The following is a 15,458-nucleotide window of genomic DNA, read 5'->3' as shown; positions in this document are numbered from 1 at the left end:
ATAGGCAAGGCAGCAGTAATGCAGGGTCGATTGTTTCTCTGGACGGGTCTGGCTATGGTGCTGCTCGTCCTGTGCGTAACCGCAGGCGTGTCCTTAGGCTCGGCCGCCATTCCGGTCGAAACCGTCTGGGCGATCATCGTCAACAAGCTCGCACCGGGCACCTTCGAGCCGACCTGGTCGCCGGGACGCGAAAGCATCGTTTGGGATGTCCGCTTTCCGCGTGTCCTGCTGGCGGCGCTGGTCGGCGCAGGATTGGCCGTCGTTGGTACGGTGCTGCAGGCCGTGACCCGCAATCCTCTGGCTGACCCGCATCTGCTCGGCGTGTCCTCCGGCGGTGCGCTTGGAGCCGTGATCGCGCTGCTTCACACGGGCCTCGTCTTCGGCCTCCTGACTGTGCCGCTGTTTGCCTTTGGCGGTGCGCTGCTCGCAACCGGTGCCGTCCTCATGGTCACCCGCTTCTCGGGCGCTGCCGCAGATCGGCTGGTGCTTTCCGGGGTTGCGATTGCATTCGTGGCAACCGCGCTGGCCAATCTTGCCATCTTCTTCGCCGATCCGCGTGCCGCTCACACGGTGGTATTCTGGATGCTGGGCGGTCTCGGCCTCGCGCAATGGGATCACATCCCGTACCCGGCCGTGACGCTCGCCCTGGGTCTCGCTTTCGTGATGCTGCGGGCGCGAGAGATCAATGCTTTGGCCATGGGCGACGAAACGGCCGCCACGCTCGGCGTCGTCGTGCCCAGATTTCGCGCCGAACTCTTCCTTGTGACGGCCCTCCTGACGGGGGTCATGGTCGCCTTCTCCGGCGCAATCGGCTTTGTTGGACTGCTCGTGCCGCATTTTGTCCGCCTGATCGTGGGGAGTGACAATGTCAGGGTCATTCCCTGGTCGGCATTCCTCGGGGCCATCGTGCTGATCCTCGCCGACATCGTCTCCCGCACCATCATGGCACCGGAAGACGTTCCGATCGGTGTGGTCACCGGACTGGTCGGCGGCGTCGCATTCATTCTCCTCCTGCGCCGCCGGTAATTCTCATTCCTCTATTGCTCCTCTTTCGTTTTTGCCTAGATTGAAGAAAAACGAAAAAAGGGGAGGGGCCGATATGATTTTCTCGGCAAGGCAGGCAGAGATCATGGCTCTGGCCAAGGAGCATGGCCGCGTCCTGGTGGATGAGCTCGCGGCGCGCTTCGCGGTCACGCCGCAGACAATACGCAAGGATTTGAACGACCTGTGCGATTCCCGCGCCCTCAACCGCATCCACGGTGGCGCTGTCTATCCCAGCGGAAATGAAAACGTCAAATACGAAGCGCGCCGCTCCATGGCGGCCACCGAGAAACAGGCGATCGGTCGCGCCGCAGCCAGCCTGATCCCGGACAATTCCTCGCTTTTCATCAATATCGGCACCACGACGGAAGCCGTCGGCGACGCGTTGATCGACCACAAGGAATTGATGGTCATTACTAATAACATCAATGTTGCCAATCGTTTGCGTATCTTTCCCTCGATCGAAGTCGTCATTGCCGGCGGCGTGGTGCGCGGCTCGGACGGTGGTATCGTAGGTGAGGCCGCGGTCGATTTCATTCGCCAGTTCAAGGTGGATTTCGCCGTCATCGGCGTCTCGGCGATTGATCAGGATGGGGCACTTCTCGATTTCGATTTTCGCGAAGTGAAAGTGGCCCAGGCCATCATCGCCAATGCGCGTCATGTCATCCTGGTCTCTGATGCCTCGAAATTCGAGCGCACCGCACCCGTCCGCATCGGCCATATCTCGCAGGTTCAGACCTTTATCACTGACCACTGTCCCTCGGCCAGCGTGCGCCAGATCTGCGCCGAACGCGATGTGCGCATCATTGAAACAGCGCCTGAAACCCCCGACGCAGTTGCGGAATAACTTTCGTTTGACATTCGTTTAAATTTCGAAAAATATATTCACGCTTTCGCAATGGCAGCAAATGCTGCAGGTGCGAACATACGGAGGAACGATGTCGGGGCAGCCAATCTACGATCTCTTTGTGATCGGCGGCGGTATAAACGGATGCGGGATCGCGCGCGATGCGGCCGGTCGTGGTTACTCCGTCGCCCTGGCTGAAATGAACGACTTCGCCTCCGGCACGTCTTCCGGCGCCACCAAGCTGATCCATGGCGGCCTGCGCTATCTCGAACATTACGAATTCCGTCTGGTGCGCGAAGCGCTGATGGAGCGCGAAGTGCTCTGGGCCATGGCGCCGCATGTCATCTGGCCGCTGCGTTTCGTCCTTCCCTTCCAGAAGGGTGGCATCCGACCGGCCTGGCTCATCCGCCTCGGCCTCTTCCTCTACGACAACCTCGGCGGTCGCAAACTGCTGCCGGCGACGAAGACGCTTGATCTGCGCCGTGATCCTGCCGGCAAGCCCTTGAAGCCGGTCTTCTCCAAGGCTTTCGAATATTCCGACGGCTGGGTCGATGATGCCCGCATGGTGGTTCTGAACGCCCGCGATGCACAGATCCGCGGCGCGACGATCCTGAGCCGCAACCGCGTCGTCTCGGCCCATCGTGAAGACGGCCACTGGGTCGTGACGACGAAATCGCAGCGCGACGGCTCGACCGTGACCCATCGTGCCCGCATGCTGGTCAATGCCGCCGGCCCCTGGGTCGATCAGGTGCTGGCCGGAGCCTTCGGTCGCAACAACGTGCATAATGTCCGCCTCGTACAGGGCAGCCACATTATCGTGCGCAAGAAGTTCACCGATCCGCGTGCCTATTTCTTCCAGAATCCGGACAACCGCATCATCTTCGCTATCCCCTACGAGGGCGAGTTCACCCTTATCGGCACGACGGATCGCGACTACACCGAAGATCCGAAGGACGTTCGCATCAGCCCCGAAGAGGTGAGCTATCTCTGTGATGCCGCAAGCGAATACTTCCGGGAACCGGTGCGTCCCGACGATATCGTCTGGAGCTATTCCGCCGTGCGCCCGCTCTTCGATGATGGCGCGTCCAAGGCCCAGGAAGCGACGCGCGACTATGTCCTGAAGGTCGAGGGAACTGCAGGCGATGCGCCGCTTTTGAACGTCTTCGGCGGAAAGCTTACGACCTACCGGCGCCTTGCCGAACATGCGCTTGAGAAGATCGGTGAAGCGATCGGCGAAAAGGGCACGCCCTGGACCGCAGGAAGCCGCCTGCCGGGTGGTGATTTCGCCGCGACGGCCTTCGAGCCGACGGTCGCCGATCTCATGAAAGCCTATCCTTTCCTGGATCGTATCCATGCCGAGCGACTGATCCGCTGCTACGGCACCGATTCGAAGGCGATCCTCGGGCGGGCGAAGAGCGCGGTCGATCTCGGCCGCCATTTCGGCGGCACGCTTTACGAAGCGGAAGTCCGCTGGCTCGTCGAGCAGGAATGGGCGGTGACGTCGGAAGACGTGCTGTGGCGGCGAACGAAACAAGGACTGTTCCTGACGCCGGAGGAGGCGAAGGGGCTGGATGCCTATCTGGGGATGCTGGCGGCGGCCTGATCGCCCATCTCGATGAAGACCGACGGTTTGGAGGAGGCCCGAGGACATATGTTGGAACTGCGTAAAGTCTCGAAGAAGGCGGGAGGTGAATATCACATTCACCCGACCGACCTGACGTTGCAGCGGGGTACGCTCAACGTCCTGCTCGGGCCCACCCTTTCGGGCAAGACATCCCTGATGCGCCTCATGGCGGGCCTGGACAAGCCGACGTCTGGCACGATCCATTTCGATGGCCAGGATGTCACGGGCATGCCGGTCCAGAAGCGTAATGTCGCGATGGTCTACCAGCAGTTCATCAACTACCCGGCGCTCACGGTCTACGAAAACATCGCCTCGCCAATGCGCGTTGCCGGCAAGGACGCAGCCACCATCGATCGCGAAGTGCGCAAGGCCGCCGATCTCCTGCGGCTCACGCCCTATCTCGAGCGAACCCCGCTCAATCTCTCCGGCGGCCAGCAGCAGCGCACGGCGCTCGCCCGCGCCATCGTCAAGAAGGCGACGCTGGTGCTCCTCGACGAGCCGCTCGCCAACCTCGACTACAAGCTGCGCGAAGAACTGCGTGAGGAACTGCCGAAGATCTTTGCCGAGTCCGGCGCAATCTTCGTCTATGCGACGACAGAGCCATCGGAAGCTCTGCTGTTGGGTGGATACACGGCAACGCTCTCCGAAGGCCGGATCACGCAGTTCGGCGAGACGATCAATGTCTATCGCCGCCCCCTCGATATTCTGACTGCCCGGACCTTCGCCGATCCGCCGCTCAATACGATTGCGCTTATAAAGCGGGGGGCGCATTTCGAGCTGAACGGCCAGCCGGTCTTGAGCGTCCCCGCTCATCTCGCGACGATCGCAGACGGTCCTGTCACCCTTGGCTTCCATCCGCATCATCTGTCGCTTGCGGCCCTGCCCTCGGCCCTGCCGATGCGCTCACGCACGCTGGTTTCGGAAATCGCAGGCTCCGAAAGTTTCATTCATGTCGAATTTGGCGATGCCCGCTGGGTCTGCCTGGCGCATGGCATCCACGACATCGATCCGGACCGTGAGATCGACGTCTTCATCGATACCCGTCACCTGATGGCGTTCGGCGCCGACGGCAGGGCGCTTGGCGCGCCGGCCGAACTGGCCGCGTGAGGAGCAACGTCATGGCACGCATCAACCTCGACCATATCCGTCACGCATACTCCCCCGCCGCCCGGGCAGCCGGCGATTACGCTCTGAAAGAAGTTCATCACGAATGGGACGACGGTGGCGCCTATGCGCTGCTCGGTCCATCCGGTTGCGGCAAGACCACGCTGCTCAACATCATCTCGGGCCTCTTGCATCCGTCCGATGGCCGCATCGAATTCGACGGCGTCGACGTCACGAACCTGCCGACGGCCGCCCGCAACATCGCCCAGGTCTTCCAGTTCCCGGTCGTCTACGACACGATGAGCGTCTACGACAATCTGGCCTTCCCGCTGCGCAACCGCCATGTCCCGGAAGATCAGGTCACCAAGCGGGTCAACGAGATCCTCGACATGATCGACCTGCAGCCCATGGCGCAAAAGCGCGCCCAGGGACTGACCGCCGACCAGAAGCAGAAAATCTCGCTCGGTCGAGGTCTCGTCCGCTCCGATGTCAACGCCATCCTCTTCGACGAACCGCTGACGGTCATCGACCCACACATGAAATGGGTGCTGCGCTCACAGCTCAAGCGTCTGCATCGCCAGTCGGGCTTTACCATGGTCTATGTCACCCATGACCAGACCGAGGCTCTGACCTTCGCCGACAAGGTCGTCGTCATGTATGACGGCCAGATCGTCCAGATCGGAACGCCGGCCGAACTCTTCGAGCGCCCGAGCCACACCTTTGTCGGCTATTTTATTGGCTCTCCCGGCATGAATGTCATGCCAGCAAAGGTTTCCGGCGCAACAGCCACGATCGGCGACCAGACCGTCAGCCTGCCCGGCACCCCGAAGCTCTCGGGCCAGGGCAAGATCGAGCTTGGCGTTCGTCCCGAATTCGTCCGCCTCGGCCGTGAAGGCATGCCGGTGTCCGTCGCCAAGGTCGAGGATATTGGCCGACAGAAGATCGTCCGTGCCAGCTTCGCCGGCCAGCTCTTGTCGATCGTCGTGCCGGAGGATGCCGAAATCCCGGCTGATCCCAAGATTACATTCGTTCCCGAAGGTGTCGGTATCTATGCCGATTCCTGGCGCGTAGGTTTGGAGGGCTGACCATGGAAAAGACCTGGAACAACAGAGCCTGGTTCATGGTCATTCCGGTCCTCGTGCTGGTGGCCTTCTCGGCCGTCATCCCGCTGATGACCGTGGTGAACTATTCCGTTCAGGACACGTTCGGAAACAACCAGTTCTTCTGGGCTGGCACGGACTGGTTTGCCGACATCCTCTCGTCAGACCGCTTCTGGGACGCCCTCTTCAGAAACCTCGCCTTCTCGATGATCATCCTGGCGATCCAGGTGCCGCTCGGCATCTTCATTGCCCTCAACATGCCGAAGAAGGGGTTGGGCGTACCTGTTTGCCTCGTACTGATGGCACTGCCACTTCTTATCCCGTGGAATGTCGTCGGCACCATCTGGCAGGTCTTCGGACGCGTCGACATCGGTCTGCTCGGCTACACCCTGAATGCGATGGGCGTTGACTACAACTATACCCGGGATCCGATCGACGCCTGGGTGACGATCATCGTGATGGATGTCTGGCACTGGACGAGCCTTGTCGTGCTCCTCTGCTATGCCGGTCTCGTGTCGATCCCCGACGCCTATTATCAGGCAGCCAAGATTGATGGCGCGTCGCGCTGGTCCGTCTTCCGCTACATTCAGCTGCCGAAGATGAAGCGCGTCCTGCTGATCGCCGTACTGCTGCGCTTCATGGACAGTTTCATGATCTATACCGAGCCTTTCGTCGTCACCGGCGGCGGCCCCGGCAACTCGACCACCTTCCTGTCGATCGACCTCGTCAAGATGGCGGTTGGGCAATTCGACCTCGGTCCGGCTGCGGCCATGTCGATCATCTACTTCCTGATCATCCTGCTGCTGTCATGGGTCTTCTACACCGTCATGACCGTCAGCGACGCCAAGAGCCAGTGAGGAGGAGAGAGATGAACGCTTCCGATACCCGTTCCCGCTTCGGCTTCCTGATCCCGACGATCTACATCGTCTTCCTGATCCTGCCGATCTACTGGCTCGTCAACATGAGCTTCAAGACCAACAACGAGATCCTGGGAGATTTCTCGTTGTGGCCGACAGATCCGACGATCGCCAATTATGTTGTGATCTTTACCGATCCGTCGTGGTACAATGGCTATATCAACTCGATCATCTACGTGGTGCTGAACACGGTGATCTCGGTTGCGGTGGCGCTCCCGGCAGCCTACGCCTTCTCGCGCTATCGCTTCCTCGGTGACAAGCACCTGTTCTTCTGGCTGCTGACCAACCGCATGGCGCCGCCAGCCGTTTTCGCCTTGCCATTCTTCCAGCTCTATTCGGCCTTCAATCTGATCGACACGCATATCGCGGTTGCCATCGCACACTGCCTGTTCAACGTGCCGCTCGCCGTCTGGATCCTCGAAGGCTTCATGTCGGGCGTGCCGAAGGAGATCGACGAGACCGCCTATATCGACGGCTATTCCTTCCCGAAGTTCTTCGTGAAGATCTTCATGCCGCTGATTGCATCCGGCATCGGCGTCGCAGCCTTCTTCTGCTTCATGTTCTCCTGGGTCGAACTGCTGATTGCCCGCACCCTGACAACCACGGATGCCAAGCCGATTGCGGCGACCATGACCCGTACGGTCTCGGCATCCGGCATGGACTGGGGCGTCTTGGCGGCAGCCGGTGTGCTGACCATCATCCCCGGAGCGCTCGTGATCTATTTCGTCCGTAACTACATCGCCAAGGGCTTTGCCCTGGGCCGCGTCTGAGGAGGGTTCGATGGATTTCTCATGGATGGCCTGGACGCTGCCGACGGCGATCTTCTTCCTCGTGATTTTCGCGTTGATCCTGTCGATGGCGGTTTGGGAATATCTCTCGCCCGGCGGCAATCCGCGGATTGGTATCTTGCGCTTTGAAACCACACGCGGCGATCGACTCTTCGTCTCGCTGCTCGGTTCGGCGTTCATTCATCTCGCTTGGCTCGGTCTCGTCGGACCGAGTCTGTGGTGGGCTCTCGCTCTCTCCGTTGTCTACGCCATCGGCGTATTCCGCTACGTGTAGAGCAAGAAAAGGCGGATGGCGGCGGGAGGTCGCCATCCTCGAGACTGCAAAGTGTCTGCAATCGCAAACCTTTAGGGAGGACAAATATGCGAAAGCAACTTTTGACGACGACGGCTGCCATGCTCTTGGCCATGACGGGCGTCGCCTTTGCCGATATGGAAGCGGCAAAGAAGTTCCTGGACGCGGAAATCGGTGACCTGTCGTCACTCGACCGTGCGGCCCAGGAAGCCGAAATGCAGTGGTTCATCGACGCTGCCAAGCCGTTCCAGGGCATGGAGATCAAGGTCGTCTCCGAAACCATCACGACGCATGAATACGAATCCAAGGTCCTCGCTCCGGCCTTCACCGCCATCACCGGCATCAAGGTCACCCATGACCTGATAGGCGAAGGCGACGTCGTCGAAAAGCTGCAGACGCAGATGCAGTCGGGCGAGAACATCTACGACGCCTACATCAATGACTCAGACCTGATCGGCACCCACTGGCGCTATCAGCAGGTCCGCAACCTGACGGACTGGATGGCAGGCGAAGGCAAGGACGTGACAAGCCCGACGCTCGACGTCGAGGACTTCATCGGTCGCTCCTTCACCACGGCTCCGGATGGCAAGCTCTATCAGCTGCCGACCCAGCAGTTCGCGAACCTCTACTGGTTCCGCTACGACTGGTTCAACGACGAGAAGAACAAGGCCGACTTCAAGGCCAAGTATGGTTACGACCTCGGCGTGCCGGTCAACTGGTCGGCTTATGAAGACATCGCCGAATTCTTCACAGGTCGCGAAATCGACGGCAAGAAGGTCTTCGGCCATATGGACTATGGCAAGAAGGACCCGTCGCTCGGCTGGCGCTTCACCGATGCCTGGCTCTCCATGGCCGGCAATGGCGACAAGGGCATCCCGAACGGCCGCCCGGTCGACGAATGGGGTATCAAGGTTGACGAGAACTCCCGTCCGGTTGGCTCCTGCGTTGCCCGTGGTGGTGACACCAATGGTCCGGCCGCCGTCTACTCAATCGAGAAGTACCTGCAGTGGCTGAAGGCCTATGCTCCGCCGCAGGCTGCCGGCATGACCTTCTCTGAATCGGGCCCGGTCCCGGCACAGGGTGAAATCGCCCAGCAGATGTTCTGGTACACCGCCTTCACCGCCGACATGGTCAAGGAAGGCCTGCCGGTCATGAACGAGGATGGCACGCCGAAGTGGCGCATGGCACCCTCGCCGAAGGGCGCATACTGGAAGGACGGCATGAAGCTTGGCTATCAGGACGCAGGTTCCTGGACCCTGATGCAGTCGACCCCGGTCGACCGTGCCCAGGCAGCCTGGCTCTACGCTCAGTTCGTCACCTCCAAGACTGTCGACGTGAAGAAGAGCCATGTCGGTCTGACCTTCATCCGTCAGTCGACGCTGGATCATGCCTCCTTCACCGAGCGCGCTCCGAAGCTTGGCGGTCTGATCGAATTCTATCGCTCGCCGGCCCGTCTGCAGTGGTCGCCGACCGGCACCAACGTTCCTGACTATCCGAAGCTGGCTCAGCTCTGGTGGCAGGCAATCGGTGATGCCTCCTCCGGCGCCAAGACCGCACAGGAAGCCATGGACTCGCTCTGCGCTGAGCAGGAAAAGGTTCTTGAGCGTCTCGAGCGTGCAGGCGTTCAGGGCGACATCGGTCCGAAGCTCGCCGAGGAAAAGACCCTCGAAGAGTGGAATGCCGATGCCGTTGCCAAGGGCAACCTCGCTCCTCAGCTGAAGCTGGCTGACGAGAAGGGCACCCCGATGACCGTCAACTACGACGAACTGGTCAAGAGCTGGCAGAACTGATCTGACAACTCTGTCGATTGACAACCGCCGGGGCGAAATCTACGCCCCGGCTTCTTCACATAAGGAGTCTTCGCCTGATGAGCGGTTACATTCTGGCCATCGACCAAGGAACGACCTCGACCCGCTCGATGATCTTCGATCACGAGATGCATATCGTCGGCGTCGCCCAGCAGGAGTTCACCCAGCATTTCCCGGATTCCGGCTGGGTCGAGCATGATGCGGACGAAATCTGGCAGAGCGTGCTGGCGACCATCGAAAAGGCGCTCTCCGCCGCCAAGATCAAGATCGGCGATGTCACCGCGATCGGCATCACCAACCAGCGTGAAACCGTCGTCGTCTGGGATCGCAGCACCGGCAAGCCTGTTCACCGCGCCATCGTCTGGCAGGACCGTCGCACCGCCCGTTTCTGCGATGAACTCAAGCAGAAGGGTCTGGAGCCGCTCTTCACGCAAAAGACCGGCCTGCTGCTCGATCCCTATTTTTCCGGCACCAAGCTGTCCTGGCTCCTCAAGAATGTCGATGGTCTGAAGGCCCGCGCCGATAAGGGCGAGATATGCTTCGGCACGGTCGATAGCTGGCTCATCTACAAGCTGACGGGGGGCAAGGTCCATGCGACCGATGCCACCAATGCCTCGCGCACCCTGATCTATGACATCGGCGAAAACCGCTTCGACGACGAGCTTCTGTCCATCCTCGAAATCCCGCGCGCCATGCTGCCGGAGGTCAAGGACTGCGCCGATGACTTCGGCATCACCGACGCCGCAGTTCTCGGAGCCGCAATCCCGATCCTCGGCGTCGCCGGCGACCAGCAGGCCGCCGTCATCGGCAATGCCTGCTTCGAACCGGGCATGATGAAATCGACCTATGGCACGGGCTGCTTCGCGCTTCTGAACACCGGACCGGATCGCGTCGCGTCATCGAACCGTCTGCTCACCACCATCGCCTATCGCCTGAATGGCGAAACGACCTATGCCCTCGAAGGCTCGATCTTCATCGCTGGCGCCGCTGTCCAGTGGCTGCGTGACCAGATGGGCTTCGTCAAGGTCGCCTCGGAAACCGATGCGCTGGCCAGCAAGGCTGATCCGCATCAGCGTGTCTATCTCGTGCCTGCCTTCACCGGTCTCGGCGCACCGCATTGGGATGCCGATGCCCGCGGCGCCATCTTCGGCCTGACCCGTGGCACGGGCCCAGCCGAATTCGCCCGCGCCGTGCTCGAAAGCGTCGCCTACCAGACCCACGATCTCCTCGAAGCGATGAAGAAGGACTGGAACGGCAGCGCCTCGAAGACGGTGCTCCGCGTCGATGGCGGCATGGTCGCCTCCGACTGGACGATGCAGCGGCTTGCCGACATCCTCGCAGCCCCCGTCGATCGTCCCGTGGTTCTCGAAACCACCGTCCTCGGTGCCGCCTGGCTGGCTGGTTCCCGCGCCGGTCTCTGGCCCGACCAGAAGGGCTTTGCGGCGACGTGGCGGCGTGATCGCCGCTTCGAGCCCGGGATGGCTGCAAGTGAGCGCGAGGCAGCGATTGCCGGCTGGCAGGACAGCGTCTCGCGCTGCCTGACCACGCGCTGAATTATTTGTCGATGAGTGAGACCAGCGTCTCCAGCCGGTCGGCATCCCTGGGCAGCTTGTCCTGACGCAGACGCGCGATGCGGGGAAACCGCATCGCCACCCCGGACTTGTGCCGGTTGGAGCGCGCCAGTCCCTCGAAAGCCACTTCCACCACAAACCCGTGCTCTGGCTCGGCCCTGAGAGCCCGCACAGGCCCGAAGCGGTCGACCGTGTTGTTGCGCACAAAGCGGTCGAGCACCTCGAGTTCCTCGTCGGTAAAGCCGAAATAGGCCTTGCCGACAGGCACCAGAACATCCCCTTCGCCGGGGATTGCCGTCCAGACCCCGAAGGTGAAATCGGAATAATAGCTGGACCGTTTGCCGTGCCCGCGCTGCGCATACATCAGCACGGCATCGGCATTCATCGGATCGCGCTTCCACTTGAACCACGGCCCCTTGGCGCGTCCCGCCTGATAGCTGCTATCCAGCCGCTTCAGCATCACCCCTTCGATCACCGGATCGGGCGGTGCCGCCCGCAACTGCTCCAGTTCTTCCCAGGTCGAGAAGGAGACGAGGGGCGAGAGATCGAAGCGCCGTGGCTCCTGCCGCTCGACCAGGGCGCTCAGCCGCTCGCGCCTGGCAAGGAAGGTTTCAGGCCTGACATCGGCATCGCCGTCGAACAGAATGTCATAGGCGCGGATGAAGACCGGAAAGTCCTCGATCATCTTGGCCGTCACGGTCTTGCGATTGAGCCGCTGCTGCAGGTCGGAAAAGGTGCGCGTCGGTGCATTCGTTCGTGATGTACCACCCACAAGCAGTTCGCCATCGATCACGCCATCGAACCGGGCCGCCTCAATGATATCCGGAAAGGCGCCGGAAATATCGTCGCCCGAGCGGGAATAGAGCCGGCTGCGTCCACCTGAGCAGGAGAGCTGCACGCGGATGCCGTCCCACTTCCATTCGGCGGCGAAATCCTTGGGGTCCAGGTTGGGGAGGTCCCTGTCCTCGATCGGCGTGGACAGCATCACCGAATGGAAGATCGCCGGCGTCGACAAGACAGGCTTTTGGACCCGATCCTCCAGCCAGGCGAAAAGCTCGGTGTAAGGCGGCTTCAATCCGTGCCACAGGCTCTCGATGTCAACGACGTCCTTGTTGCCATAGAGCGCCAGCGCCTGCTTGGTGAGGCGCGCCGAGACGCCAATCCGGAGGCCTCCGGTCACGAGCTTGATAAGCGCAAACCGCTCGGATGTGTCGAGCCTGTCGAAGAGGTCGCGCATGACCGAGCGCGTCTCGTTTCGCCCAAGCCGCTGCAGCCGCTCGACGATTTTGGAAAGGCTTTCGAGATCCTGATCGCTTTCAGGCTCGAGTGCCTGCGGCTCCCAGACGAGAGAAATGGTCTCGGCCAGATCGCCGACATAGTCATAGGAATACTGGAAGAGGATCGGGTCCATCCGCTCCAGCACGAGCTCCTTGAGCAGAGCGGGCTTCACACCCTTGATGTCGAGCCCATCGGTGAGTGCGGCCAGCGCATAGCCGCGATCGGGATCGGGCGTGTCGCGAAAATAGTCCGTCAGCAGCGTCAGCTTGCCATTCCGGCTCGGGGTGAGAACCAGACGGTCGAGCAGGCGGGCAAAGGCCTTCATCTCAATCCCCCTCGTCTTCATAGCCGACAAGGTGCAGCGGTCGGGCCCTGATGCCCTCAAGTTCGCACCAGCGCACCAGCGCTTCCTCGCGTCCATGGGTCACCCAGACCTCCTGCGGCCCGACTTCCCGGATCGTATCGAGCAGTTCCGGCCAGTCGCAATGGTCGGAAATGACGAGTGGCAGTTCCACGCCCCGCTGTTTCGCCCGCTGACGCACCATCATCCAGCCGGATGCGAAGATGGCGAGCGGATCCTCGAAGCGTCGCGCCCAGCGATCGTTGAAGGCCGAGGGCGGGCCGATCACCACGGCGCCCTTGAGATGACCCGACTTCTTGTCTTCCGTCGTCGCAGGCCTCAACTCCCCAAGCTCCACCCCTTGCTCGGAGTAGTAGTCGCAAAGCTTGGCCATCGACCCGTGGATATAAATCGGCTTCTCATAGCCGCCGCGGCGGATCAGCGAAATCACCCGCTGCGCCTTGCCCAGCGCATAGGCACCGATCAGGTGGCTGCGTTCGGGAAACTGCTGCAGGGACGTCAGAAGCTTCTGGATTTCCAGCCGTGGCTCGGGATGGTGGAACACGGGCAGTCCGAAGGTCGCCTCGGTGATGAAGACATCGCAAGGGACCGGCTCGAAACTGGCGCAGGTCGGATCAGCGCCGCGCTTGTAGTCGCCGGACACCACGATTCGCGTCCCCTGCGCTTCAATCTCGATCTGTGCCGACCCCAGAACATGACCAGCGGGATGAAAGCGGATGGAAACCCCATTGATCACATGGGTCTCGCCAAAGGCCGCGCTCTGCGACGTGCCGCAGAAATCCGCGCCGTAGCGGATTGCCATGATATCCAGCGTCTGCCGTGTCGCCAGGACATGGGCGTGTCCCGAGCGGGCATGATCGGAATGGCCGTGCGTAATCAGCGCCCGATCGACCGGCCGGACCGGATCGACAAAAAAATCACCCAGCGGACAATAGAGCCCGCCGGGTGTCGGATGGAGAAGAAGGTCCGGCTTGATCATGCCCAGAACATAGGGCGCCGCTGCCGAGGCTGCCAGCGGTCAGGTCGTGGCAAAGCGTGAGACGGCGAGATAGCCAGCCGCAGAGGCGGTTGCGGACAGGAAAGCGCCCCAGGCCATATCCACAAGGCTGACCTGCAGCGACCAGCCCTTGAGCGTGGCAAGATTGGTCATGTCATAGGTGCCGTAGGCAAGCAGTCCGATCAGCGCGCCATTGACCAGTGCGGTCACGACGGTCCCGGCAGATACAGCCGGCATGACTGCGAAATAGACAAGGCCGGCCACATAGAACAGATAGAAGATCCCCGCCGCCGCGAAGTTAGGCGTCTCCAGTAGAAGCGCACCGATATGCTCGCGGTAGAAGCCGATCGCGATCCGGGTCAGCCAGAGATAATCGATCGCAAAAAAGACCACGGCCGTCGAGATGTAGGCGATGACGTAAGGCATAGGTCTTCCTCCAGGGCCGGGCGGGCGCCCGGCCTCCAATCAGATCCCGAGAACCGGCTGGACCATTCGGACCAGAAGGCTCTTGAACTTCAGCGGCGCATCGGTCACCGCAAGACAGATGCAATCTTCATCCGGTGTCGCCACCGGCTGGTGCGTCAGGGTCTCGTCCGCTTCCTCGATATCGCCGCGCTTGAAGACCGTTGCCCCATCAGTGAAGGCCCCCTTCAGCACCAGCGTCAGTTCGCGTCCGCCATGTGAATGCTCGGGCACAGGCTTGCCCGCAGGGATCTTGAGCAGGCGCACCTGGCTTTCGCTGTCGCCTGTCTTGATCGGAATATGATAGGCGCCACGCCCGAGTGCCTTCCATTTCAAACCATCGACATCGCTTCCAAGATAAGAACGCAATGGCTCAGGCAGAACTGGCAGATCTTTCGGAGCGGCAACTGGCTTGGCGGTCGATGTCTGAGAACCGGCCTGTGTCTTTAGCTTCGATTTCATCGCCGACCAGCTGTCTGCCGCCGGCGTCTCCTCGGCTGTAACCTCGGTCGCCTCCAGCAACTGTCCGCCAGTATGTTCCATGAAGGACAGTCGGTCGCGGCAGGACGGGCAGAGCGCCAGATGCGTCGCAACGGCGATGCTCCAGCCTTCGGCCAGATTTCCGGTAGCATAGTCGAGCAGAAGCTCGTCGCTGATATGGTGTTGAACGTGGAGGGTCATGCCCGCTCCTCCAGTGCTGCACGCAGCTTCGCGAAGGCGAGGCGGATGCGCGATTTCACGGTTCCCATTGGCAGCCCGAGTTCGGCTGCGATCGTGCTGTGGGATGCTTCTCTGTAGAATGACATTTTGAGGAGTTCGAGCTGTTCGGGTGGTAGGGTTTCCATGGCACGCCGGAGACGGTCTGCCTCCTGCTTGCCTTCGAATTCGACATCGGCCGGCGGAACGTCGTCGGGCACGAAAGCCGGATCGGACGGGTCAAAGGTCGGCCGTCTTTCGCGTCGGAACGCGTCGATGCGCTGATTTCGGGCGATGGTGAAGATCCAGCTGGAGACGTTCCCCCGGGTCGGGTCGAACTGCTCGGCCTTGTTCCAGACCGCCAGCATCGTCTCTTGCATCAGCTCCTCTGCGGCCTGTCCGTCTCGGGCAAGCTTTGCCATATAGGCACGCACTTTCGGACCGTAATACTTAAAGAGCGTCTCAAAGGCCTCGATGTCTCTGTCGCGGCCAACGGCGGCCAGAAGCTGCGAGAAGTTACGCTGGTCCAGTTCTTCCACCGACTCGGTCATCGAAACGCTTTTTTTCCCTCG

The 15,458-nt window shown here is 61.2% G+C and carries 15 protein-coding genes; 10 read left to right on the top strand and 5 right to left on the bottom strand.

The window, feature by feature from the left end; translation table 11 throughout:
• The first annotated feature begins 18 nt into the window (after positions 1–18).
• From AC1PUL_RS17540 to glpK, 10 genes are all read left to right on the top strand, one after another.
• Entirely contained in the window at positions 19–1,026 is a 1,008-nt protein-coding gene (locus tag AC1PUL_RS17540) for a FecCD family ABC transporter permease (RefSeq protein WP_480465371.1), read from the top strand.
• Positions 1,027–1,099: 73 nt separating this feature from the next.
• Entirely contained in the window at positions 1,100–1,888 is a 789-nt protein-coding gene (locus tag AC1PUL_RS17535; protein WP_480468619.1) for a DeoR/GlpR family DNA-binding transcription regulator, read from the top strand.
• A gap of 91 nt (positions 1,889–1,979) precedes the next feature.
• On the top strand, positions 1,980–3,491 hold the full coding sequence (gene glpD / locus AC1PUL_RS17530) for a glycerol-3-phosphate dehydrogenase (RefSeq protein WP_480465370.1): 1,512 nt from the start codon (positions 1,980–1,982) through the stop codon (positions 3,489–3,491).
• A 48-nt stretch (positions 3,492–3,539) separates the two neighbouring features.
• Positions 3,540–4,619, top strand: a complete 1,080-nt coding sequence (locus AC1PUL_RS17525) for an ABC transporter ATP-binding protein (RefSeq protein WP_480465369.1) — start codon at positions 3,540–3,542, stop codon at positions 4,617–4,619.
• Between the two features lie 11 nt (positions 4,620–4,630).
• A complete protein-coding gene (locus tag AC1PUL_RS17520; RefSeq protein WP_480465368.1) occupies positions 4,631–5,701 on the top strand; it encodes an ABC transporter ATP-binding protein in 1,071 nt (356 codons plus the stop codon).
• Positions 5,702–5,703: 2 nt separating this feature from the next.
• Positions 5,704–6,573: a carbohydrate ABC transporter permease gene (locus tag AC1PUL_RS17515; RefSeq protein ID WP_298465974.1), complete on the top strand. Its 870-nt coding sequence runs from the start codon at positions 5,704–5,706 to the stop codon at positions 6,571–6,573.
• 11 nt (positions 6,574–6,584) lie between these two features.
• Positions 6,585–7,403, top strand: coding sequence for a carbohydrate ABC transporter permease (locus tag AC1PUL_RS17510; protein ID WP_298465970.1), 819 nt, complete (start codon positions 6,585–6,587; stop codon positions 7,401–7,403).
• 10 nt (positions 7,404–7,413) lie between these two features.
• Positions 7,414–7,695: a DUF2160 domain-containing protein gene (locus AC1PUL_RS17505; protein WP_298465968.1), complete on the top strand. Its 282-nt coding sequence runs from the start codon at positions 7,414–7,416 to the stop codon at positions 7,693–7,695.
• Between the two features lie 86 nt (positions 7,696–7,781).
• Positions 7,782–9,503 carry an ABC transporter substrate-binding protein gene (locus tag AC1PUL_RS17500; RefSeq protein ID WP_480465367.1) on the top strand — a complete coding sequence of 574 codons (1,722 nt, stop codon included), beginning with the start codon at positions 7,782–7,784 and terminating at the stop codon, positions 9,501–9,503.
• A 77-nt stretch (positions 9,504–9,580) separates the two neighbouring features.
• Positions 9,581–11,074, top strand: a complete 1,494-nt coding sequence (gene glpK / locus AC1PUL_RS17495; protein ID WP_480465366.1) for a glycerol kinase GlpK — start codon at positions 9,581–9,583, stop codon at positions 11,072–11,074.
• A 1-nt stretch (position 11,075) separates the two neighbouring features.
• On the opposite strand, the gene AC1PUL_RS17490 is transcribed toward glpK, so the two are convergent.
• From AC1PUL_RS17490 to AC1PUL_RS17470, 5 genes are read right to left on the bottom strand one after another with little or no spacing between them, the layout of a single operon-like run.
• Positions 11,076–12,695 (bottom strand): cisplatin damage response ATP-dependent DNA ligase, encoded by a 1,620-nt coding sequence (locus AC1PUL_RS17490; protein ID WP_480465365.1) that lies wholly within the window; start codon positions 12,693–12,695, stop codon positions 11,076–11,078.
• A 1-nt stretch (position 12,696) separates the two neighbouring features.
• Positions 12,697–13,710: a ligase-associated DNA damage response exonuclease gene (locus tag AC1PUL_RS17485; protein WP_480465364.1), complete on the bottom strand. Its 1,014-nt coding sequence runs from the start codon at positions 13,708–13,710 to the stop codon at positions 12,697–12,699.
• A 39-nt stretch (positions 13,711–13,749) separates the two neighbouring features.
• On the bottom strand, positions 13,750–14,154 hold the full coding sequence (locus AC1PUL_RS17480; RefSeq protein WP_480465363.1) for a DUF2177 family protein: 405 nt from the start codon (positions 14,152–14,154) through the stop codon (positions 13,750–13,752).
• 39 nt (positions 14,155–14,193) lie between these two features.
• Complete coding sequence (locus AC1PUL_RS17475; RefSeq protein WP_480465362.1) at positions 14,194–14,871, bottom strand: ChrR family anti-sigma-E factor; 678 nt, start codon at positions 14,869–14,871, stop codon at positions 14,194–14,196.
• Positions 14,868–15,437 (bottom strand): sigma-70 family RNA polymerase sigma factor, encoded by a 570-nt coding sequence (locus AC1PUL_RS17470; RefSeq protein WP_298466043.1) that lies wholly within the window; start codon positions 15,435–15,437, stop codon positions 14,868–14,870. Before AC1PUL_RS17470 ends, AC1PUL_RS17475 begins: the two co-directional genes overlap by 4 nt.
• Positions 15,438–15,458: the final 21 nt, after the last annotated feature.

The sequence above is a fragment of the Rhizobium sp. P43 genome (genome assembly GCF_056730705.1).
This window is presented reverse-complemented; position numbering and strand designations above follow the sequence as displayed.